The sequence below is a fragment of the Paenarthrobacter sp. NPDC091711 genome (assembly GCF_044756605.1).
GTDB lineage: Bacteria > Actinomycetota > Actinomycetes > Actinomycetales > Micrococcaceae > Arthrobacter.
In genome coordinates, this window is record NZ_JBIVTF010000001.1 from 1 (window position 1) to 17,378 (window position 17,378).

Here is a 17,378-nt window from a genome sequence, read left to right on the forward strand (position 1 = left end):
TTGCAGTTGATCACGAAGTTCAGGTTGTCCAGGTTCTCGTTCGCGGCGAGCTGCAACAAACCACGGGACTCGGGCTCGTCCATTTCCCCGTCCCCGAGGAACGCCCAGACCTGCTGGTCACTGGTGTCCTTGATGCCACGGTTTTGCAGGTACCGGTTGGACTGGGCCTGGTAGATCGCGTTCATCGGGCCGATACCCATCGACACGGTCGGGAATTCCCAGAAATCAGGCATCAGGCGGGGGTGCGGGTACGAGGACAGGGCGTGGCCTTCTTTGGACTTTTCCTGACGGAACCCGTCCAAATCCTCCTCAGTCAACCGGCCTTCCATGAACGCCCTGGCATACATACCCGGCGAGGCGTGGCCCTGGAAGAACACCTGATCCCCGCCCGAGGGGTGGTCCTTGCCGCGGAAGAAGTGATTGAAACCCACCTCATACAACGTCGCAGCACCGGCATAAGTCGAAATATGCCCGCCCACACCAATATCGGAGCGCTGCGCACGATGGACCATCACCGCAGCGTTCCACCGCATATACGCCCGGTACCGGCGCTCGAACTCCTCGTTCCCCGGGAACTCAGCCTCCTGGTCCACCGGGATCGTGTTCACATAATCAGTGGTCGTCACCATCGGCACACCCACCGACCTGGCACCAGCACGCTGCAACAACGAACGCATAATGTACTGGGCACGCTCGGTACCCTGCTCCGCGATCAACGCATCAAGGGACTCAATCCACTCCGCGGTCTCTTCCGGATCACGATCAGGCAGCTGGGCAGTCAACCCGCTGAGGATGTGTGAGGTCTCTTCTCCTGCAGCCACGTCCAACCTTCCTTTAGGCGCATGCATCGGCGCCTCAAGTCCGGCAGGGTATCTGCCCGTCGTGAACGCGTCGTGTGCGACAACTATGTTTCAACAGCCCGGTCGGATGCGCCGGGCAGGTCTTGTGAGCGCTTGGCTGCCTGTGGAACTTCTCGGGGCGATCGCCCTGCAGCCGTAGCGCTCATGGCCACTCTAGCTTTCGCGGCGTCACGATGCGTAGCCGCAGGCCCTCGCGGGCGTTGTATGTCACACTCCCGCCGCCTCCGTGACGCAAAGCACGCAATGCCCGTGGCCTCGAAACACCTTATGGAATGCGGAATATGGCCGCTGGCTGGGACAATGGCTTGAAGCACACGCCCAAAGGGTGTTGGCTGTTAGTAATGGAAGTCACTGCAAAAGGAGGAAACGTGAGCGAGGCCGACGCCGCCACATCGGTAAATGTGGCGGAAAGAATGGGTTTCAAAGATGGGGATCTGATTCAGGAACGCGGCTACGACGACGACGTCGATTTCGACTTGCGTGACGACATCGAGGATGTAACAGGCTCCGAGTTGTTGGATGAAGATGATCATGACGTCGTGGATGCTGTTGTTTTTTGGTGGCGGGACGGCGACGGTGACCTTGTTGATGCCCTCATGGATTCGCTTACCAACCTGAAGGAAGGCGGAGTTGTTTGGGTGCTGACGCCAAAATCAGGACGTGACAACTACGTATCTCCCGCAGACATCCAGGATGCCGCGCCCACCTCGGGGCTGCACCTGACCACCTCGGCAGGTGTTTCAAAGGACTGGAGCGCCACGCGTTTGGTGCCCAAGAAGAACAAGTGACCGAAGTCCAGCAGGCACCTGCCTCCGTGCATGTTCCCCACGTTGGGCAGCTCGCACCGGATTTTGAACTGCTGAATCAGTACGGCGAGCCTATTCGCTTGACCGATTTCCGGGGCCGCAACGTTGTTGTCGTGTTTTTTCCCTTTGCCTTCTCCGGCATCTGTACTGGAGAGCTTTGTGAGATTCGCGACAACATCGCTGCCTTCGAGGATTCGGATGCCACAGTCTTGGCCATATCCGTAGACAGTAAGTTCGCCCAGCGGGCCTACGCAGAGCACGAGCATTTCGGCTTTGACCTGCTGGCGGATTTTTGGCCACACGGGGCGGTAGCAAGAAACTACGGTGTCTTTGACGAAGCCAGTGGCATGGCGTTGAGGGGAACGTTCATCATCGATGCCGCCGGCATTGTCCGCTACGTGGTTGTCAATCCTCGTGGTCAGGCAAGGGACCTGACTGAATACCGTCAGGCGTTGTTGTCCCTGGCAGGTCAGTAGCGATGAACCGCCATAGTCCCGGAGTGGGTATGACTGGATTCGCCAGCATGGCACCCGCGCCGGCGGCGGAGCTGAACCCCAAGGAACTCGAAGAACTCAGGGGAGCCTCGGACCTGCTTGGGGGTAAGCGCCTGGCCGTCCTCACAGGTGCCGGGTTGAGTACCGATTCCGGTATCCCTGACTACCGTGGCCCAGGCTCTGCGCCTCGGAACCCCATGACCTACCAGGAGTTCATTGGGAGTGAGGCAAACCGCAGGCGCTACTGGGCGCGGAACCATATTGGTTGGTCCCACCTCAGGCATGCCGATCCTAATGCCGGCCATGCGGCTGTCGCTCTCTTGGAACGTCGCGGCTTGCTGACAGGACTCATCACACAAAACGTGGACAGGCTGCATGAGGACGCCGGAAGCGTCAACGTGGTGGACCTGCACGGCCGCTACGACCAAGTTGTTTGCCTCAGTAACGGGCACATTTTCAGCAGGCGTCTGATTGCGGCGATTCTTGAAGAAATCAATCCGGGCTTTCTCGAAACCGCTGTGGAGTCCGGAGTGGTGGAAATGGCCCCGGACGCTGATGCCACGGTGGAGGATTCTGAGCTCATCACGTCATTCGTGATGGCTGTCTGCCCCATTTGCGGCGGAACGCTGAAGCCGGACTTTGTCTACTTTGGCGAGAACGTCCCCAAAGATCGTGTTGCCCGGGCATACGAGATGGTGGATAACGCCGATGCCCTCTTGGTGGCCGGATCCTCGTTGACTGTTCAAAGTGGATTGCGCTTTGTGCGTCACTCGGCAAAAACGGGAAAACCAGTGGTCATCATCAACCGCGGAACTACCCGCGGTGATGACTTTGCTGAGCTGAAACTGGAGCTGGGAGTCAGTGGCGCTTTGGACTACCTTGCACGCTCTTTGCCGGATCTTCCACGGGCTTCGGGGCCGATTGGTGTTTCCGGCGGTTGATCATGTAGAGTCATTGTTCGTTGGTTGAAGCGCTGAGGAAGTTACGAAGCGTGGAAGCCGAAGTTTGGGTCTTTAGCTCAGCTGGTAGAGCGCCACGTTTACACCGTGGATGTCATCGGTTCGATCCCGGTAGGACCCACCAAACAAAACCCCGTCATTCAAGTTGTGAGACTTGGAAGGCGGGGTTTTTTGTGTCTCTGGTTTTTCCTTTGCACCATCTTTAATGTCAGAGCAACCTTTAATGTCAGAGCACCGCCCTACGGTCTTTTCCATGGAGCACGTAGATATCCCCACGGTTGAGCAAGGCGCCCCGGCAGTAGTCATGAGGGGAGGCCGCGAATGGCCCATGGTGGTGGAACCTGTCCGCTGGTTTGAGCGGGTTGCCTGGTGGGAGGAATCCCGGCGGATGCCGCGAGGGCAGGGGCGGGTGGATGTTGAAGTGTGGCAGGTCCAGGTTCGTTTGGGAAACACCCCGGGATCCGGCATCGCTACTTGGGAATTGGTGCGGGACGGTTCCGGTGGGGGCTGGTCCGTCCGGGGCGAGGAACTCGCTGCTGCATAGCGCTGGTCCTGGAAATGGATGAGCTCTCCACCACGACTATTGGGGGATGCCGCGGTGGAGAGCTCGAAGATGAATATACAGAGAACTTTCGGGTTTGAAAAGTGTGGCCCACGGCAACGGGGAGCGTGGCTGGCGCAGGCCCTTCTCCGACGTCCACATTCCACTATGATGAGTAATGTTCAGCAGATTGAACACTCGAATTGCGATGTTGAAGGAGAATCATGGCCGATTCCCGCTCCTCCCGTTCCGAAGGGCTGGGCGCCTCATCGCCGGCGCCTGCCGTTACCCGTGCCGCTGCGGTGCTGGAGGCGCTTGCTGAGTCGCCCTCGGGCCGTTTGACGCTGAGCGATCTCTCGCGTGAACTCGGCATCCCGAAGTCTTCTACCTCCAATTTGTTGTTGGCCCTCGAGGAAGCCCGACTCATTACCAGGCAGGGCGCGGATTTTGCCTTGGGCCGGAAGCTCGTGGAGCTGGGCGCCGCTTATCTCAGCCGACTCGACGAGGTCCAGGAGTTCTATAAGTACTGTGAGCAGGCGCCCACGCTCTCCGGGGAGACCGTAAGGATCGCGATGCTCGACGGCGATCACGTCATCTACCTGGCGAGATACGAGGGTCATCCGGCGGTCAGGTTGACGTCCAATATCGGCGACAAGATGCCCGTCTCGCTGTGCAGTGTAGGTAAGGCGCTCATTGCGCAGCTGCACGATCACGATATCGACTCCATGTTCCCTGATGGCATGGAGCTCCCCACCATGACTGCCAACTCCCTCAGGACCGCTGAGGAACTCAAGGCGCAGATCTCCGCTATCCGTCAGCAGGGGTATGCCTTCGAGGATGAAGAGTCCACGGTGGGTGTGGTGTGCCTTGCTGTTCCGGTCCCCACGCATGGGGCACACGGACCAAGCCTCGGCCTGTCTGTGACCGCGCTGAAGGCCACCTATTCGGAAGAGCAGGGCGCGCTCATGGTCAAGGAACTGAAGGAGTTGGCACGCTCACTGGGCAACCCCATGGGCTAGATCGACTGCCTGATTAATAAATCTGATTACAACCTTGGCAGCGCGTTCAACAAGCTGTACGCTGTTCATCATAGTGATCTTGGCGGTGATGCCATCACTATCTCGCTGGGCCAACGGGGGCCCGGGGTGATTTTGAGGGAGTGCTTGTGATAACTCGTGCAAATGAAAAGCTCGCAGCCGAGGCTGACGACGCTGTAGTTGAGCCGGAACAGCTCCGCAGGGCTACGCTGGCCAGCTCTGTAGGTTCCGCGCTGGAGTACTACGACTTCTACATTTACGGCCTTGCGTCTGCGCTGATCTTCGGCCCGCTGTTCTTTTCCCCACTAGGCCCCGATGGTGCCCTGATTGCTTCGTTCGCCACTTACGGCGTTGGCTTCGCTGCACGTCCGTTCGGCGGTTTGATCTTCGGCTACATCGGGGACAGGTTCGGCAGGAAGATGGTCCTGATCCTGACCATCGCCTTGATGGGCACAGCGAGCTTTGCCATTGGCCTGCTGCCCACGTTTGAACAGGCCGGAATGCTCGGGGCTGTTCTGCTGGTGACGTTGAGAATCATCCAGGGGCTGGGCGCCGGGGCGGAGCAGGCCGGCGCAACAACTCTGATTTCGGAAGTGGCTCCGCGACGCCGTCGTGGTTTCTTCGCCTCGCTGCCGTTTGTCGGCATCCAACTGGGCACGCTCCTCGGGGCCGGAACTTTCGCGCTCATCACCATGGCGGACAAATCCGTCCTTCAGGGCTGGTTGTGGCGCGTACCCTTCCTGGCCAGCTTCATCCTGATCGCAGTGGCCATCTTTATTCGCCTCAAGCTCAAGGAAACCCCGGCCTTCCAGGAGCTGGAGAAGCACAAGAATGTGGTCAAGAACCCGATTGGTGCGCTCTGGAAGCACTCCAAGAAGAACGTGCTTATTGGCATCGGCCTCCGCATGGGCGAGAACGGTAACTCTTCGATCTATTCCGCGCTGCTGGTGTCCTTTATGAGCATGCCGGCGGGAGTCTTTGCGGGAAACAACTCCATCGGTCCGGTTGGCCTCCTGATTGCTGCCGGCTTCGCGGCTGTCATGGTGGTGACATTCGGTGCCTTGTCCGACCGCTACGGTCGTGTTCCCGTGTACCGCTATGGAGCCCTCTTCCAGGCCATCATTGCCGTTCCTGCCTTCTATCTGGTAACTCTCGGCAACGTCACCCTCGTGTGGATTGTCATGGCTGTTGGCATCGCAATCGGCGTCCAGTCGATGCTCGGCCCTCAGTGCCCGCTGCTGCCGGAGCTTTTCGGATCCCAGTACCGCTTCACCGGGGTTGCTATGAGCCGGGAGATCTCGGCCGTCCTGGCCGGTGGACTCGCGCCGCTGCTGGGCGCGCTCATGTTGGCCGCCACCAACCACTCGTGGCTGGTCCTGGCCATCTACTCACTGGTCCTGGCGCTCATCTCCTTCGTGACCACGTTCTTCACTCCGGAGACGGTAGGCAGGGACCTGGTCAGCACGGAAGACGCAAAGTAGTTCCTTAACGAACAACCGGCAACAGCGCGGCACTCTCCAATGTGGAGAGTGCCGCGCTGTTGCTGTGTGGGTCGGGGCAGGATGCAGGCTGGCTACTATTTCTGCCCGGCCGGGGGTGGCTTGAATACACTGCCTGACCGCGGCGCATATGCGTACAACCCCGTGGTTTCGCCCTGTCCGGACGAAGCAAGGGCGTTGGAGATTCCTGACTGTTCGTCCCGTGATGCCGTCACCAGTGCAGTGAATGCGGCAACCGCCGTGGCATTGGCGGCTGCAACACCCCGGAACCGGCGGGTGGGTACGCCTTCTTGGTAAGACCTGAACTCGATCTCGAAGCCCGGGCCGAGTTCGTCCGCAACGCGCTGGGCCAGGCGGTTGCCTTCCTCGGTGAAGCGCGTAGCCAGAGCCGCCGACTTCCATGAGATTTCCGGGGTCAAGGACGCGTAGTAAGACAGTTCCCACGCGCGAAGCTCGTCCACCAGGTCTTCCGGGAGGCTTGTGAGTTCATAGTCGATGGGAAGGTCGAGCCACAGCACCGTGTCACCGTAGTCCGGAAACAGCCTCACGACGCTCGGTTGTGGGCTCTCCAGGGGTTTCATGAGGCGATGCTACTGCACGCTTTACGACAATGGCCACGGCCAGGGTTGCCCTTGGCCGTGCCCATTGTACGGAACGGATGAACGCCACCGCTGAGTGGCAGCCGCCTAGTAGAAATGGACCGGATCAACCAGATGCGGAAGTTCCCCACCGTCCAGGAAAGTCCGCAGGTTGCCGCAGAAGCGTTCGGCGATGAGCCGGTTTTCGGCAGCGCTCAATGCCGAGGTGTGCGGCGACACAAGGACCTTGGGGTGATTCCACAAGGGGCTGTCCTGGGGGAGCGGTTCCACCGCGAAAACGTCCAGGCAGGCGTATGAAACCTGGCCGTTGTCCAGCGCCTCCAGCAATGCGTCTTCATCCACGACGGTCCCGCGGCCCACGTTCACGAACACGGTGCCCGGTTTCATGGCAGAGAAAATGTCCTGGTTGAACAGCTTCTCTGTGTAAGGCGTGCCGGGCAGCGTGTTGACCACGGCATCGGCATCAGCGAGCAGGCCAGGCAGGCCACCGTTGTCGGTGACCTCGTCGATCCCTTCAATGGCTTCGACGTTGCGCTTGGTACCGCTGACTTTCATGCCCAGGGCACGCGCGATCCTGGCCGTTTCCATGCCGATTTCACCGAGGCCGGCGATGACAACCTTGGAGCCGTTGGCCAGCTTGGTGGGTGTTCTCAAGTCCGGCCAGAACTTGGCGGCCTGATCCTGTGCCATCTCCGCGCTGCGCTTGAAGCCGTTGAGGATGCCGAAGGCCGAAAACTCCGCAAGCGGCAGTGCGTGGACTCCGGCGGACGTTGTGACGTGGAACTTCTGCAAGGTTTCAGTGTCGAGCCCGGAGGCCTTCACCGCGCCACCGGCTCCTGCTGCCATGGCGTGGATCCATTGCAGATGGGGGTTGCTTCCTGCGATGCGCGCCAGTCCGGCCGGGCTTTCGTTGGGGAAGCCGTACAGGATCTGGGCCCGGTTCAGCATGTCCCAATAGCGTTCTTCCTGCTCTGGTGTGCGGTTGAATCCGGGATCGCCTGCGTGATCGGCCGGGAAGCGTTCCGGCGGAAGGAGCTCGGGTTCGTAGAGAACTGTTACGGAGGGATCTACGGCGCGGATCAGCTCTACATGCTCGGCTTCGAGGGGTACAGCGATGGCGATGGTAAGTTCATCAGTCGTCATGGTGTTCATCATACTGAATGGAGGCTAGGATATTGAACAGAATTTGCGAAGATGACCACAAAGAAGTGAGGTATTACCTGCCATGACAAGCACACGCGTCGGCTTTGTTGGCCTCGGTCTCATGGGAGCGCCCATGGCCTCAAACATCGCAAAGGCCGGTTGGAACGTCACCGCCTGGAACCGCTCTGGGGCCGCCTTTGAAGGATTGGCCGTCCAGCGTGCAGCCAGCGTCGCCGAACTGCGCGACGAGGACGCCATCATCTTTATGCTCCCCGACCTTCCCTTTATCGAAGAAGCTTCGGCCGACTTGCTTGAGTCCTGGCGGAGCAATCCGCCCCGGCCGGGAACCGCCGTCGTCATCATGAGCAGCGTTTCTCCTACCGCGGTCCAGCAATTCGGCGAAGCTGTTCAGCAGGCAACCGGCGGCAACGCCGTAGTTGTGGACGCACCGGTCAGCGGCGGCACCGCGGGCGCACAAAGCGGCAACCTTGCCATCATGGTGGGCTCGGGCGAAAGCCAGTTCGAAGCGCTCAAGCCGCTTCTCGAAACCATGGGAACCACCGTACGGCGCATGGGCCCGCTTGGATCGGGGTCGCTCGCGAAAGCCTGCAACCAGCTCATTGTGGGAACCACGACGGCGGCCCTCGCCGAAGCAGCCGAACTCGCCGAACGCTCCGGCATGGAGGTGGAAGCCCTCTTCGAGGTCCTCTCCGGAGGGCTGGCCGGAAGCAGGGTGCTGGACAATGTGGGCCCCCGGCTGGCCGCCAAGGATTATGCCCCCACCGGTCCGGCCAAGTTCATGCACAAGGACCTGGGCTTCGTGGTGTCCAGCGCGGAAGCCGTTGGTTCCGCCGTTCCCATGGCATCGGCGGCAATTGACCTGTACGCCGAACTCAAGCGCCAAGGTCTGGGCGATCATGACCTCGCCGTCGTCAGGCAAACAATCGCAAACCTTAGCCGCACATCAGCCGCGTCAGCCAGCACCAACTGAACCGGCCCAACCGAAGAAGGAATGAAAAACAAACTATGAGTGGACTTTTTGATCTGACCGGGCGGGTTGCCTTGGTCACCGGTTCCAGCCGCGGGATAGGTAACGCCCTGGCTAGAGGGCTGGCAGACGCAGGCGCCACGGTGGTGTTGAACGGCATCAGTCCGGACCGTCTCGAATCAGCCCACCACGCCATGGAGGTTGACTATCCGCAAGGGCGGGTCCACAGCCGTGCGTTCGACGTCACTGATGCCACGGCCGCCGCTGAGGGAGTGGCCTGGATCGAGGAGAACGTGGGGCCGCTGGACATCCTGGTAAATAACGCCGGAATCCAGCACCGTGTGCCCATGCTGGATTTGGACGTGAAGGACTGGGACCGTGTCATCACCACAAACTTGACCAGCGCCTTCCTGGTGGGTCGGGAAGTGGCGCGGCACATGATCCCCCGGGGACAGGGGAAGATCATCAATATCTGTTCGGTCCAGACAGACCTGGCCCGCCCCACCATCGCTCCCTACGTGGCGGCGAAGGGCGGGCTCCGTAACCTGACCCGCGCCATGACCGCAGAGTGGGCGGCCAGCGGATTGCAGATCAACGGCATCGCACCGGGGTATATCCACACGGAAATGACGCAGAACCTGGTGGACGATCCCGATTTCAACTCCTGGATCCTCGGCCGGACCCCGGCCAACCGTTGGGGAACAGTGGCCGATCTAGCCGGGCCAGCCGTGTGGCTCGCCTCGCAAGCGTCCAATTTCGTCAACGGTCAGACGATCTTCGTTGACGGTGGAATGACGGTGGTGGTCTGATGAGCATCATTCTCCCGGCCTCCGGACCCGCTGTAGTTGCCCATGGCAAGGGCGATCTCAGGATTGAAGACATCCCCTTGACCGTTCCGGCCCCCGATGAGGCGATCGTGGAGATTGCCTACGGCGGGATCTGCGGATCTGACCTTCACTACTGGCTGCATGGGGCAGCAGGGGAGTCCATCCTCAAGGAGCCCATGGTCCTGGGGCACGAAATTGTGGGCGTGGTGGTTCAGCAAGCAGCCAATGGTGAGGGCCCCGCAGTGGGAACGCCCGTGGCCGTCCACCCTGCCACGCCGGCCCCCGGAGACGTCCGATACCCTGAGGACCGGCCCAACCTCTCTCCGGGTTGCACATACCTGGGTAGTGCTGCACGGTACCCCCACACGGATGGCGCGTTCAGCCGCTATGCCAACCTGCCGGCCAGGATGCTGCGCCCGCTGCCGGAGAACCTGGACCTGAGGACGGCCGCACTGGTTGAGCCGGCCAGCGTGGCATGGCATGCCGTTGCCCGCGCGGGCGATGTCGCAGGAAAAACCGCCCTGGTGATTGGCAGCGGCCCTATTGGTGCACTCGCCGTCGCCGTACTCAAGCGCGCCGGAGCGGCCCGGATCGTCGCCGTCGACATGCATGACAAGCCCTTGGAAATTGCCCGTGCTGTTGGCGCCGACGAGGTCCTCAAGGGCGACGACGCCGAGGCCATTGCAGCAGTGGACGCCGACGTCGTTATTGAATCCTCAGGAAGCCATTTTGGCCTTGCCTCGGCCATTAAGGGCGCCACCCGCGGCGGCAAAGTGGTGATGGTGGGGCTGCTGCCGTCAGGACCGCAGCCAGTCTTCATCTCCCTGGCCATCACCCGGGAGTTGGAACTGCTGGGCTCGTTCCGCTTCAATGACGAAATCGACGACGTCATTGCTGCCTTGGCTGATGGTTCGTTGTTTGTGGACCCCGTGGTCACGCACGAGTTCCACCTCTCCCAGGGCTTGGAAGCATTTGACGTTGCGAGGAACTCAGCCGAATCCGGCAAGGTGTTGCTGAACTTCCAGCAGTAACCAGTTAGTTCTTCGCGACGGGGACGAACACGCGGGGCTGGTCATTCCAGCTGGGAGCCAGCTCCGCAATGGTCTGCCGCATGATTTTGGCGGCGGCATCGCGCGCGAGGGAGCCGTCTCCTGCATCTATCGCGTGGGCGACGTCCATGTGCCACTGGAGCGCCTGCTTTTGGGGGTGTTCGGGCATCAGCCCGTGGACGGTTCGGCCTGTGAGGGTTTCTGTGACCTGGCCAATCAGGTTGGCGAACATTTCGTTGCCGGAGCCGGAGAGGACCAGCGCATGGAACCGGATGTCGAGGTCAAGGAACCGGGCCATGTCACCGGCATCGCCGGCTTCCTTCATGGCAAGTGAGATGCCCACCAACTCCTGCCGAAGACTTTCCGGTGCGTTCCCTGCAGCCAGTTCTGCCGCTACAGGCTCCACGGCGGAACGCAGCTCAGCAAGGGACCGCAACTGGGCGCCCCGCCCCTCTCCGGCGAGTCGCCAACGAATCACCAAAGGATCGAACGGGTTCCAGCGATGTGCCGGCAACACCCGGATACCTACTCGCTTGATGGTCTCCACGAGCCCCAGCGACTGCAGAACACGGACAGCTTCACGGACCACGGAGCGCGAGACCTTGAGCTCGTCTTCCAAATGCTCGGCCAGCATGACATGGCCCGTGGGAAGGGCACCGCCGACGATTCTGGTGCCCAAGTGCTCTACGGCGCGGTGGTGGAGGCTGGTTGACATAGACGTAAGCATAGTGGCGCGGCGACCCCAAGCGCGCAGAGGAATCCGGGGCGGCATCATAGACTGTTTATGACGCGGCACCGTTCCAAAACGTGGGCGCCGCTTTCCCGCACCTGGCTTAAATACGTATGGTTTATTACAGCCCCTGGTTTTGAAATCGCTTCCCGCGTGCCCCATTGGGCAACGGGCGACTGTTTGTACACGAACTTGTACAAGAACGAAATGGAGTTTTGATGTCAGCACACATCGGTGTCACCGGCCTTGCGGTGATGGGCGCCAACCTGGCCCGCAACCTCGCCCGGAACGGCTTCACGGTGGCTCTCCACAACCGCTCCGTGGAAAAGACTGACGCCCTGCTCGAAAAGCACGGCACAGACGGCGACTTCATCCGCACGGAAACGCTGCAGGAACTCGTGGACTCCCTCGAAAAGCCCCGCCGTGTCCTGATCATGGTCAAGGCAGGCGCTCCCGTTGACAACGTGATCGAGCAGCTCGAGCCGTTGCTTGAGGCCGGGGACATCATCATCGATGCCGGTAACTCGCACTACGAGGACACCCGCCGCCGGGAAGCCGCTCTGGCGAAGAAGGACCTGCACTTCGTCGGCGTCGGTGTATCCGGTGGCGAAGAGGGCGCCCTGAACGGCCCCTCCATCATGCCCGGCGGCTCCCGTGAGTCCTACGACGCCCTCGGCCCGCTGCTGGAAAAGATTTCAGCGAAGGTCGACGGCGAACCGTGCTGCGCATGGATCGGCACCGACGGCGCCGGTCACTTCGTCAAGATGGTCCACAACGGCATTGAATATGCCGACATGCAGGTCATCGGTGAAGCGTTCGACCTCCTCCGCTCCGGTGCAGGCATTGAGCCCGCAGAGCAGTCCAAGATCTTCGCTGAGTGGAACAAGGGCGATCTGTCCTCCTTCCTGATCGAAATCTCCGCCGAGGTCCTGGGCCACGTTGACGCCAAGACGGGCAAGCCGTTCGTGGACGTTGTGGTTGATGCCGCAGGCCAGAAGGGCACGGGCCGCTGGACGGTCATCTCCGCGCTGGAACTGGGTTCCCCGGTCTCGGGCATCGCCGAGTCTGTTTTCGCCCGCGCACTGTCTTCCCAGACCGAGCAGCGCAAGCTCGGCCAGGAACTGCTCGCCGGTGAAGAAGCCGCGGTGGAGATCCCCGAGACGTTCGTTGAGGACGTCCGCCAGGCACTGTACGCCTCCAAGCTGGTCTCCTATGCCCAGGGCCTGGACATGCTGACCTCCGCTGCAAAGGAGTACGGCTGGGACTTGAAGCTGGACGAGATCGCTTCGCTCTGGCGTGCAGGCTGCATCATCCGCGCAGAACTGCTCAAGGACATCACCCAGGCCTACGCCGCCGAGGAGAAGCCGGCCAACCTGCTGTTCGCTCCGGCCTTCACCAAGGCAATCGCCGAGGCTCTCCCGGCTTGGCGCCGCGTGGTGGCCACAGCAGTCCAGCTGGGCATCCCGGTACCAGTGTTCTCCTCCTCCCTGGCGTACTACGACGGTCTGCGCCGCAAGCGCGTTGCCGCTGCCCTGATCCAGGGCCAGCGCGACCTCTTCGGTGCACACACCTACGGTCGCGTGGACACCGAGGGTACGTTCCACACCCTCTGGGGCGAAGACAAGTCGGAAATTTCGGCAGTCGACACCCACTAGCAACAACGTTCCACCAAAGGCCGGTTCCACCCAGTTACGCTGGGGTGGGCCGGCCTTTGCCGTGTCCGAGTAGACATACTTCGCCAGACGTAACTGAAGGAGACCAGCCATGGCAGCCCGCATCGCGCTTGTCACCGGGGCCTCCACCGGAATCGGATTTGAGACTGCCATTGCCCTCAGTGCGGCCGGCTTTACCGTCTACGCGGGAGCACGTCGTATGGGCAAGATGGAGCCGTTGAAGCAACACGGCATCACTGTCCTGCCTTTGGACGTCACGTCGGAGGAATCGATGGCGTCCGCGGTGGCGCTGATCGAAGCTGCCCATGGACGGATTGACGTGCTGGTCAACAACGCAGGCTACGGTTCCTATGGCTCACTGGAGGAAGTTCCGCTGGCTGAGGGTAGGCGACAATTTGACGTCAACGTCATGGGCCTGGCAAGGATGACCCAATTGGTGATTCCCGGGATGCGCAGGGCGGGATCAGGCCGGATCATCAACATCACCTCAATAGGCGGCAAAATATATGAGCCGTTGGGCGCCTGGTACCACGGCACCAAGTTTGCGGTGGAGGGAATGAGCGATTCGCTGCGGCTGGAGTTGAAGCCACACGGAATCGACGTGGTCATTATTGAACCATCGGGAACAGACAGTGAGTGGGGCGCCATAGCGGGGGAGGGCCTGTTAATGGCCTCGGGCAGCGGGCCCTACCGGCAACAAGCGCACATTGTGGCTGCCGCGTTGGCATCCACCTCCGGAACCGGCCATGTGTTGTCCACGCCGGCGGGGGTTGTAGCAAGAACCATTGCTCGCGCCGCAACGGCAAAGCGCCCCAGGACCCGCTACCCGGTGGGCAGGGGCGCCTGGAGCGTCCTGGCATTGCGCAGAATTCTTCCGGACCGCGCCTTCGATGGTGTCTTTTGGAACTTCTACCGAAGGCTCGCCGGCTAGATCCGGTATTCGATGTAGTACTCCGCCGGATCCACGGCAGGTTTGGTTTCGGATCGGGCATCACGGTGCCGCCATGTGGCAGGAATGCCGGTGATGATGGACTCCGGTGGTGCGTCCTTGACCACCACGGCATTGGCGCCGATCGCGCTGCCGGCGCCGATGGTGATGGGACCCAGGACCTTTGCGCCAGCACCGATCGTGACGCGGTCACCGATGGTTGGGTGACGCTTGACCTTGGCCAACGAACGGCCGCCGAGCGTTACTCCGTGATAGATCATCACGTCCTCACCGATCTCGGCGGTCTCACCAATCACCACTCCCATGCCGTGATCAATGAAGAAGCGCCGGCCAATGGTTGCACCGGGATGGATTTCGATGCCGGTCAGGAATCTTGCCAGCTGGGAAATCAGGCGGGCTGGAAAACGTAGCGCCGGATTCTGCCACAGCCGATGGGTTATCCGATGCGCCCAGATGGCGTGCAGGCCGGAGTAGGCGAAAAAGTTCTCAAAAGAGCCTCGAGCCGCCGGGTCGTGTGACCGGGCGGCATCGAGGTCTTCCTTAAGCCTTGCGAAGAAGCTCACAAAGACCTTTCTACAGGAAATGAAGACGTGCCGGCGTTGTGTTAGCCGCGGATGTCGTCGAACAACACGGTGGAGATGTAACGCTCTCCGAAGTCACAGACAACGGCAACGATCAGCTTGCCCGCGTTCTCAGGGCGCTTGGCCAACTCAAGGGCACCCCACACAATGGCACCGGAGGAAATGCCGCCCAGGATACCTTCACGTGCGCCCAGTTCACGGGCTACGCGGACCGAGTCTTCCAGGGTGGCGTCAAGGACTTCGTCGTAGACGTTGGTGTCCAGGATTTCCGGAACAAAGTTGGCGCCGATGCCCTGGATCTTGTGCGGGCCAGGGGCTCCACCGTTGAGGATCGCCGAATCTTTGGGCTCGATGGCCACAATCTGCACGCCGGGCTTGCGCTCCTTGAGGACCTGGCCAACACCTGTGATGGTGCCACCGGTGCCTACGCCGGCCACAAAGATGTCTACTTCACCGTCGGTGTCTTCCCAGACTTCTTCGGCAGTGGTGGCGCGGTGGATCGCAGGGTTGGCCTCGTTGGCGAACTGCTGCGCCCAGATGGAGTTCTCCGTGTTGGCGACGATTTCCTGTGCCTTCTCGACGGCGCCACGCATGCCTTCGGATCCGGGCGTCAGGACGATTTCGGCACCGTAAGCACGCAACATGACGCGGCGCTCGGTGGACATGGTCTCAGGCATGGTCAGGATGACCTTGTAGCCGCGGGCTGCACCCACCAGGGCAAGGGCGATGCCGGTGTTACCCGAGGTACCCTCAACGATGGTTCCACCCGGCTTCAAGGCGCCGGACTTCTCGGCAGCATCAATGATGGCCACACCAATGCGGTCCTTGACGCTGTTGGCTGGGTTGTAGAACTCGAGTTTGACTGCAACGGTGGCGTCGAGGCCCTCGGTGAGCCGGTTCAAACGAACCAGCGGAGTCCGGCCGACCAGCTGCGTGACGTCGTCGTAGATCCTTGCCATGAAAATTACGCCTATCTCTGAAGAGGGAATGCTGAGGTCAGCCTAACCAGCGGGATCGAAACACCGCTAAGCAATAAGCCATGCAGAGTAATATTTCCGGGCCTTGGCCAACTTCGGGTTGATGATCACCTGGCAATACCCCTGATAAGGGAACTTTGCATAGTAATTCTGGTGGACTTCCTCGGCCTCATGAAACTCGGGAAGGCGGCTGACCTCGGTCACAATCGGATCGGACCAGAGGGACTGGGCGCGTTCGATTGCTTCTTCGAACAACACCTTCTCTTCCGTGGTTGTGTAGAACATTGATGAGCGGTACTGGGTGCCCACGTCATAACCCTGCCGATTCAAGGTGGTGGGGTCGTGGAGGGCGAAGAACATGTCCAGGATGACCTCTTCCGGAACTACTGTTTCGTCGAAGGTCACCGCCACAACTTCCGCATGGCCAGTGGTTCCGGAACATACCGCGTAGTAATCAGGATTGCGGACGTGGCCGCCGGTGTAGCCGGACACCACCGAGCTGACGCCACGGGTCTTTTGGTAAACGGCATCAAGGCACCAGAAGCAGCCGCCGCCAAGTACGAAAGTTTTCATGTTCTCTTCAATGGATCCGAGGGTCTGATGATTCCCGTTTCACCTTACGGGAGAATTACGGCACCGGGGAGGTGCCACGGAGCGGCAGATAGCTGACGGGGTCTCAGTAGGGAAGAAATCCGGCTCAGTAGGGAAGAATAAGAGCATGGAAGCAGTAAACACCCACATTTCTGATGTGGATTCCGTCGAAGAGGACGAAACAGCGGACGCCAGTGGTGATCCCACGCTCGGCCAGGTGTTGCTGGCCGTCGAGGAATTATGGCCGGAGTCACTGGCTGAAGACTGGGATGAGGTGGGTCTTGTTGTGGGCCGCCCCAATGTCCCCGTCACCAAAGTTCTTTTCGCCGTGGATCCCACACTGGCCGTGATCGATGAGGCCGTGGAGTGGGGAGCGGACCTGCTGATCACCCATCACCCGCTGCTTCTCAAAGGGGTGAACTCCGTGGCAGCCACGTCAGCGAAGGGCCTTGCCGTGCACCGGCTGATTGAGGCCGGGACAGGGTTGTTGACCGTGCATACCAATGGAGATTCAGCCGTTGGCGGAGTTTCGGATGTCCTGGCCGACGCTTTCGGCTTGGAGAACGTCACACCCTTGACGCCGGCAAGCAACGGCTTGCCGGAGGAGGGTATTGGCAGGGTAGGGGACCTTCCAGACCTTGAGACGCTCGGTGATTTCGCTGCCAGGGTCTTTGAAATGCTGCCCGCCGTCGCAGGGGGAGTCCGGGTAGCTGGAGACAAGGACGGCCTGGTCCGGCGGGTTGCCGTTTGCGGTGGAGCCGGGGACAGCTTGTTCGATGCCGTCCGCGCCAGTAACGCTGATGTGTACGTCACAGCAGACATGCGTCACCACCCTGCATCTGAAGCCCGCGAAGGTGCCACCAATGGCAGGCCCTACTTGATTGACGTCTCGCATTTCGCCAGTGAATGGCTATGGCTCCCTGCTGCCGCTGAAGCGTTGGGCAATGTGCTCGCGGACCAAGGCTACGACGTCGAGATCCGTGTCAGCGGAACCAACAGCGATCCCTGGGACTTCATACTCACTCCCGGCGGGGACTAGAGTCTAGAAAGATACGGACAGCCCTGACGGATAGCG

Annotated in this window: 18 protein-coding genes, 1 tRNA gene and 1 pseudogene; 13 read left to right on the forward strand and 7 right to left on the reverse strand. The window is 60.8% G+C overall.

Annotation, left to right across the window (positions count from 1 at the left end):
• Nucleotides 1-848 (reverse strand): annotated as a pseudogene (locus ACIQH5_RS00005) (pyruvate dehydrogenase (acetyl-transferring), homodimeric type); the annotation flags it as partial.
• Nucleotides 849-1,228: 380 nt separating this feature from the next.
• On the opposite strand from ACIQH5_RS00005, the gene ACIQH5_RS00010 reads away from it, so the two are divergent.
• The 7 genes from ACIQH5_RS00010 to ACIQH5_RS00040 all read left to right on the forward strand — a co-directional run bounded on the left by ACIQH5_RS00010 (nucleotide 1,229) and on the right by ACIQH5_RS00040 (nucleotide 6,178).
• Complete coding sequence (locus tag ACIQH5_RS00010; RefSeq protein ID WP_026005795.1) at nucleotides 1,229-1,648, forward strand: DUF3052 domain-containing protein; 420 nt, start codon at nucleotides 1,229-1,231, stop codon at nucleotides 1,646-1,648.
• Nucleotides 1,645-2,142 carry a peroxiredoxin gene (locus tag ACIQH5_RS00015; RefSeq protein ID WP_400399222.1) on the forward strand — a complete coding sequence of 166 codons (498 nt, stop codon included), beginning with the start codon at nucleotides 1,645-1,647 and terminating at the stop codon, nucleotides 2,140-2,142. The genes ACIQH5_RS00010 and ACIQH5_RS00015 overlap by 4 nt, the downstream gene beginning before the upstream one ends.
• A 2-nt stretch (nucleotides 2,143-2,144) precedes the next feature.
• Nucleotides 2,145-3,101, forward strand: a complete 957-nt coding sequence (locus ACIQH5_RS00020) for an NAD-dependent protein deacetylase (protein WP_400399224.1) — start codon at nucleotides 2,145-2,147, stop codon at nucleotides 3,099-3,101.
• Nucleotides 3,102-3,167: 66 nt separating this feature from the next.
• Nucleotides 3,168-3,243: transfer RNA gene (locus ACIQH5_RS00025), tRNA-Val, on the forward strand.
• Nucleotides 3,244-3,372: 129 nt separating this feature from the next.
• On the forward strand, nucleotides 3,373-3,663 hold the full coding sequence (locus ACIQH5_RS00030; RefSeq protein WP_400399226.1) for a hypothetical protein: 291 nt from the start codon (nucleotides 3,373-3,375) through the stop codon (nucleotides 3,661-3,663).
• 221 nt (nucleotides 3,664-3,884) lie between these two features.
• On the forward strand, nucleotides 3,885-4,679 hold the full coding sequence (locus ACIQH5_RS00035) for an IclR family transcriptional regulator (protein WP_400399228.1): 795 nt from the start codon (nucleotides 3,885-3,887) through the stop codon (nucleotides 4,677-4,679).
• Nucleotides 4,680-4,819: 140 nt separating this feature from the next.
• Complete coding sequence (locus tag ACIQH5_RS00040; protein ID WP_400399230.1) at nucleotides 4,820-6,178, forward strand: MFS transporter; 1,359 nt, start codon at nucleotides 4,820-4,822, stop codon at nucleotides 6,176-6,178.
• Nucleotides 6,179-6,273: 95 nt separating this feature from the next.
• Here the strand turns inward: ACIQH5_RS00040 and ACIQH5_RS00045 are convergent, their stop codons facing one another.
• Nucleotides 6,274-6,777 carry a hypothetical protein gene (locus tag ACIQH5_RS00045; RefSeq protein WP_400399232.1) on the reverse strand — a complete coding sequence of 168 codons (504 nt, stop codon included), beginning with the start codon at nucleotides 6,775-6,777 and terminating at the stop codon, nucleotides 6,274-6,276.
• Between the two features lie 105 nt (nucleotides 6,778-6,882).
• Complete coding sequence (locus ACIQH5_RS00050) at nucleotides 6,883-7,950, reverse strand: D-2-hydroxyacid dehydrogenase (RefSeq protein ID WP_400399233.1); 1,068 nt, start codon at nucleotides 7,948-7,950, stop codon at nucleotides 6,883-6,885.
• A 70-nt stretch (nucleotides 7,951-8,020) separates the two neighbouring features.
• Here ACIQH5_RS00050 and ACIQH5_RS00055 point away from each other — a divergent pair, with 70 nt between their 5' ends.
• Genes ACIQH5_RS00055 through ACIQH5_RS00065 form a run of 3 tightly spaced genes read left to right on the forward strand, consistent with a single transcriptional unit; the run spans nucleotide 8,021 to nucleotide 10,784 of the window.
• Complete coding sequence (locus ACIQH5_RS00055; RefSeq protein WP_400399235.1) at nucleotides 8,021-8,929, forward strand: NAD(P)-dependent oxidoreductase; 909 nt, start codon at nucleotides 8,021-8,023, stop codon at nucleotides 8,927-8,929.
• A gap of 35 nt (nucleotides 8,930-8,964) precedes the next feature.
• Nucleotides 8,965-9,735, forward strand: coding sequence for an SDR family oxidoreductase (locus ACIQH5_RS00060; protein ID WP_400399237.1), 771 nt, complete (start codon nucleotides 8,965-8,967; stop codon nucleotides 9,733-9,735).
• The gene (locus tag ACIQH5_RS00065; protein ID WP_400399239.1) at nucleotides 9,735-10,784 is read left to right on the forward strand and encodes an L-idonate 5-dehydrogenase; all 1,050 of its coding nucleotides are present in this window, start codon (nucleotides 9,735-9,737) and stop codon (nucleotides 10,782-10,784) included. The genes ACIQH5_RS00060 and ACIQH5_RS00065 overlap by 1 nt, the downstream gene beginning before the upstream one ends.
• A 4-nt stretch (nucleotides 10,785-10,788) precedes the next feature.
• Here the strand turns inward: ACIQH5_RS00065 and ACIQH5_RS00070 are convergent, their stop codons facing one another.
• Nucleotides 10,789-11,517 carry a FadR/GntR family transcriptional regulator gene (locus ACIQH5_RS00070; protein WP_043471334.1) on the reverse strand — a complete coding sequence of 243 codons (729 nt, stop codon included), beginning with the start codon at nucleotides 11,515-11,517 and terminating at the stop codon, nucleotides 10,789-10,791.
• A 233-nt stretch (nucleotides 11,518-11,750) separates the two neighbouring features.
• On the opposite strand from ACIQH5_RS00070, the gene gndA reads away from it, so the two are divergent.
• A complete protein-coding gene (gene gndA / locus ACIQH5_RS00075; RefSeq protein WP_062069158.1) occupies nucleotides 11,751-13,187 on the forward strand; it encodes an NADP-dependent phosphogluconate dehydrogenase in 1,437 nt (478 codons plus the stop codon).
• Nucleotides 13,188-13,296: 109 nt separating this feature from the next.
• Entirely contained in the window at nucleotides 13,297-14,136 is an 840-nt protein-coding gene (locus tag ACIQH5_RS00080) for an oxidoreductase (protein WP_400399241.1), read from the forward strand.
• Here the strand turns inward: ACIQH5_RS00080 and epsC are convergent.
• The 3 genes from epsC to msrA form a co-directional block, all read right to left on the reverse strand.
• Entirely contained in the window at nucleotides 14,133-14,717 is a 585-nt protein-coding gene (epsC, locus tag ACIQH5_RS00085) for a serine O-acetyltransferase EpsC (protein ID WP_062069163.1), read from the reverse strand. The genes ACIQH5_RS00080 and epsC overlap by 4 nt on opposite strands.
• Nucleotides 14,718-14,758: 41 nt before the next feature.
• On the reverse strand, nucleotides 14,759-15,694 hold the full coding sequence (cysK, locus tag ACIQH5_RS00090; protein WP_024817121.1) for a cysteine synthase A: 936 nt from the start codon (nucleotides 15,692-15,694) through the stop codon (nucleotides 14,759-14,761).
• A gap of 66 nt (nucleotides 15,695-15,760) precedes the next feature.
• Complete coding sequence (msrA, locus tag ACIQH5_RS00095; protein ID WP_400399244.1) at nucleotides 15,761-16,285, reverse strand: peptide-methionine (S)-S-oxide reductase MsrA; 525 nt, start codon at nucleotides 16,283-16,285, stop codon at nucleotides 15,761-15,763.
• A gap of 145 nt (nucleotides 16,286-16,430) precedes the next feature.
• Between msrA and ACIQH5_RS00100 the strand changes: the two genes are divergently transcribed.
• Complete coding sequence (locus tag ACIQH5_RS00100; RefSeq protein ID WP_105693044.1) at nucleotides 16,431-17,342, forward strand: Nif3-like dinuclear metal center hexameric protein; 912 nt, start codon at nucleotides 16,431-16,433, stop codon at nucleotides 17,340-17,342.
• The last annotated feature ends 36 nt before the right edge of the window (nucleotides 17,343-17,378 follow it).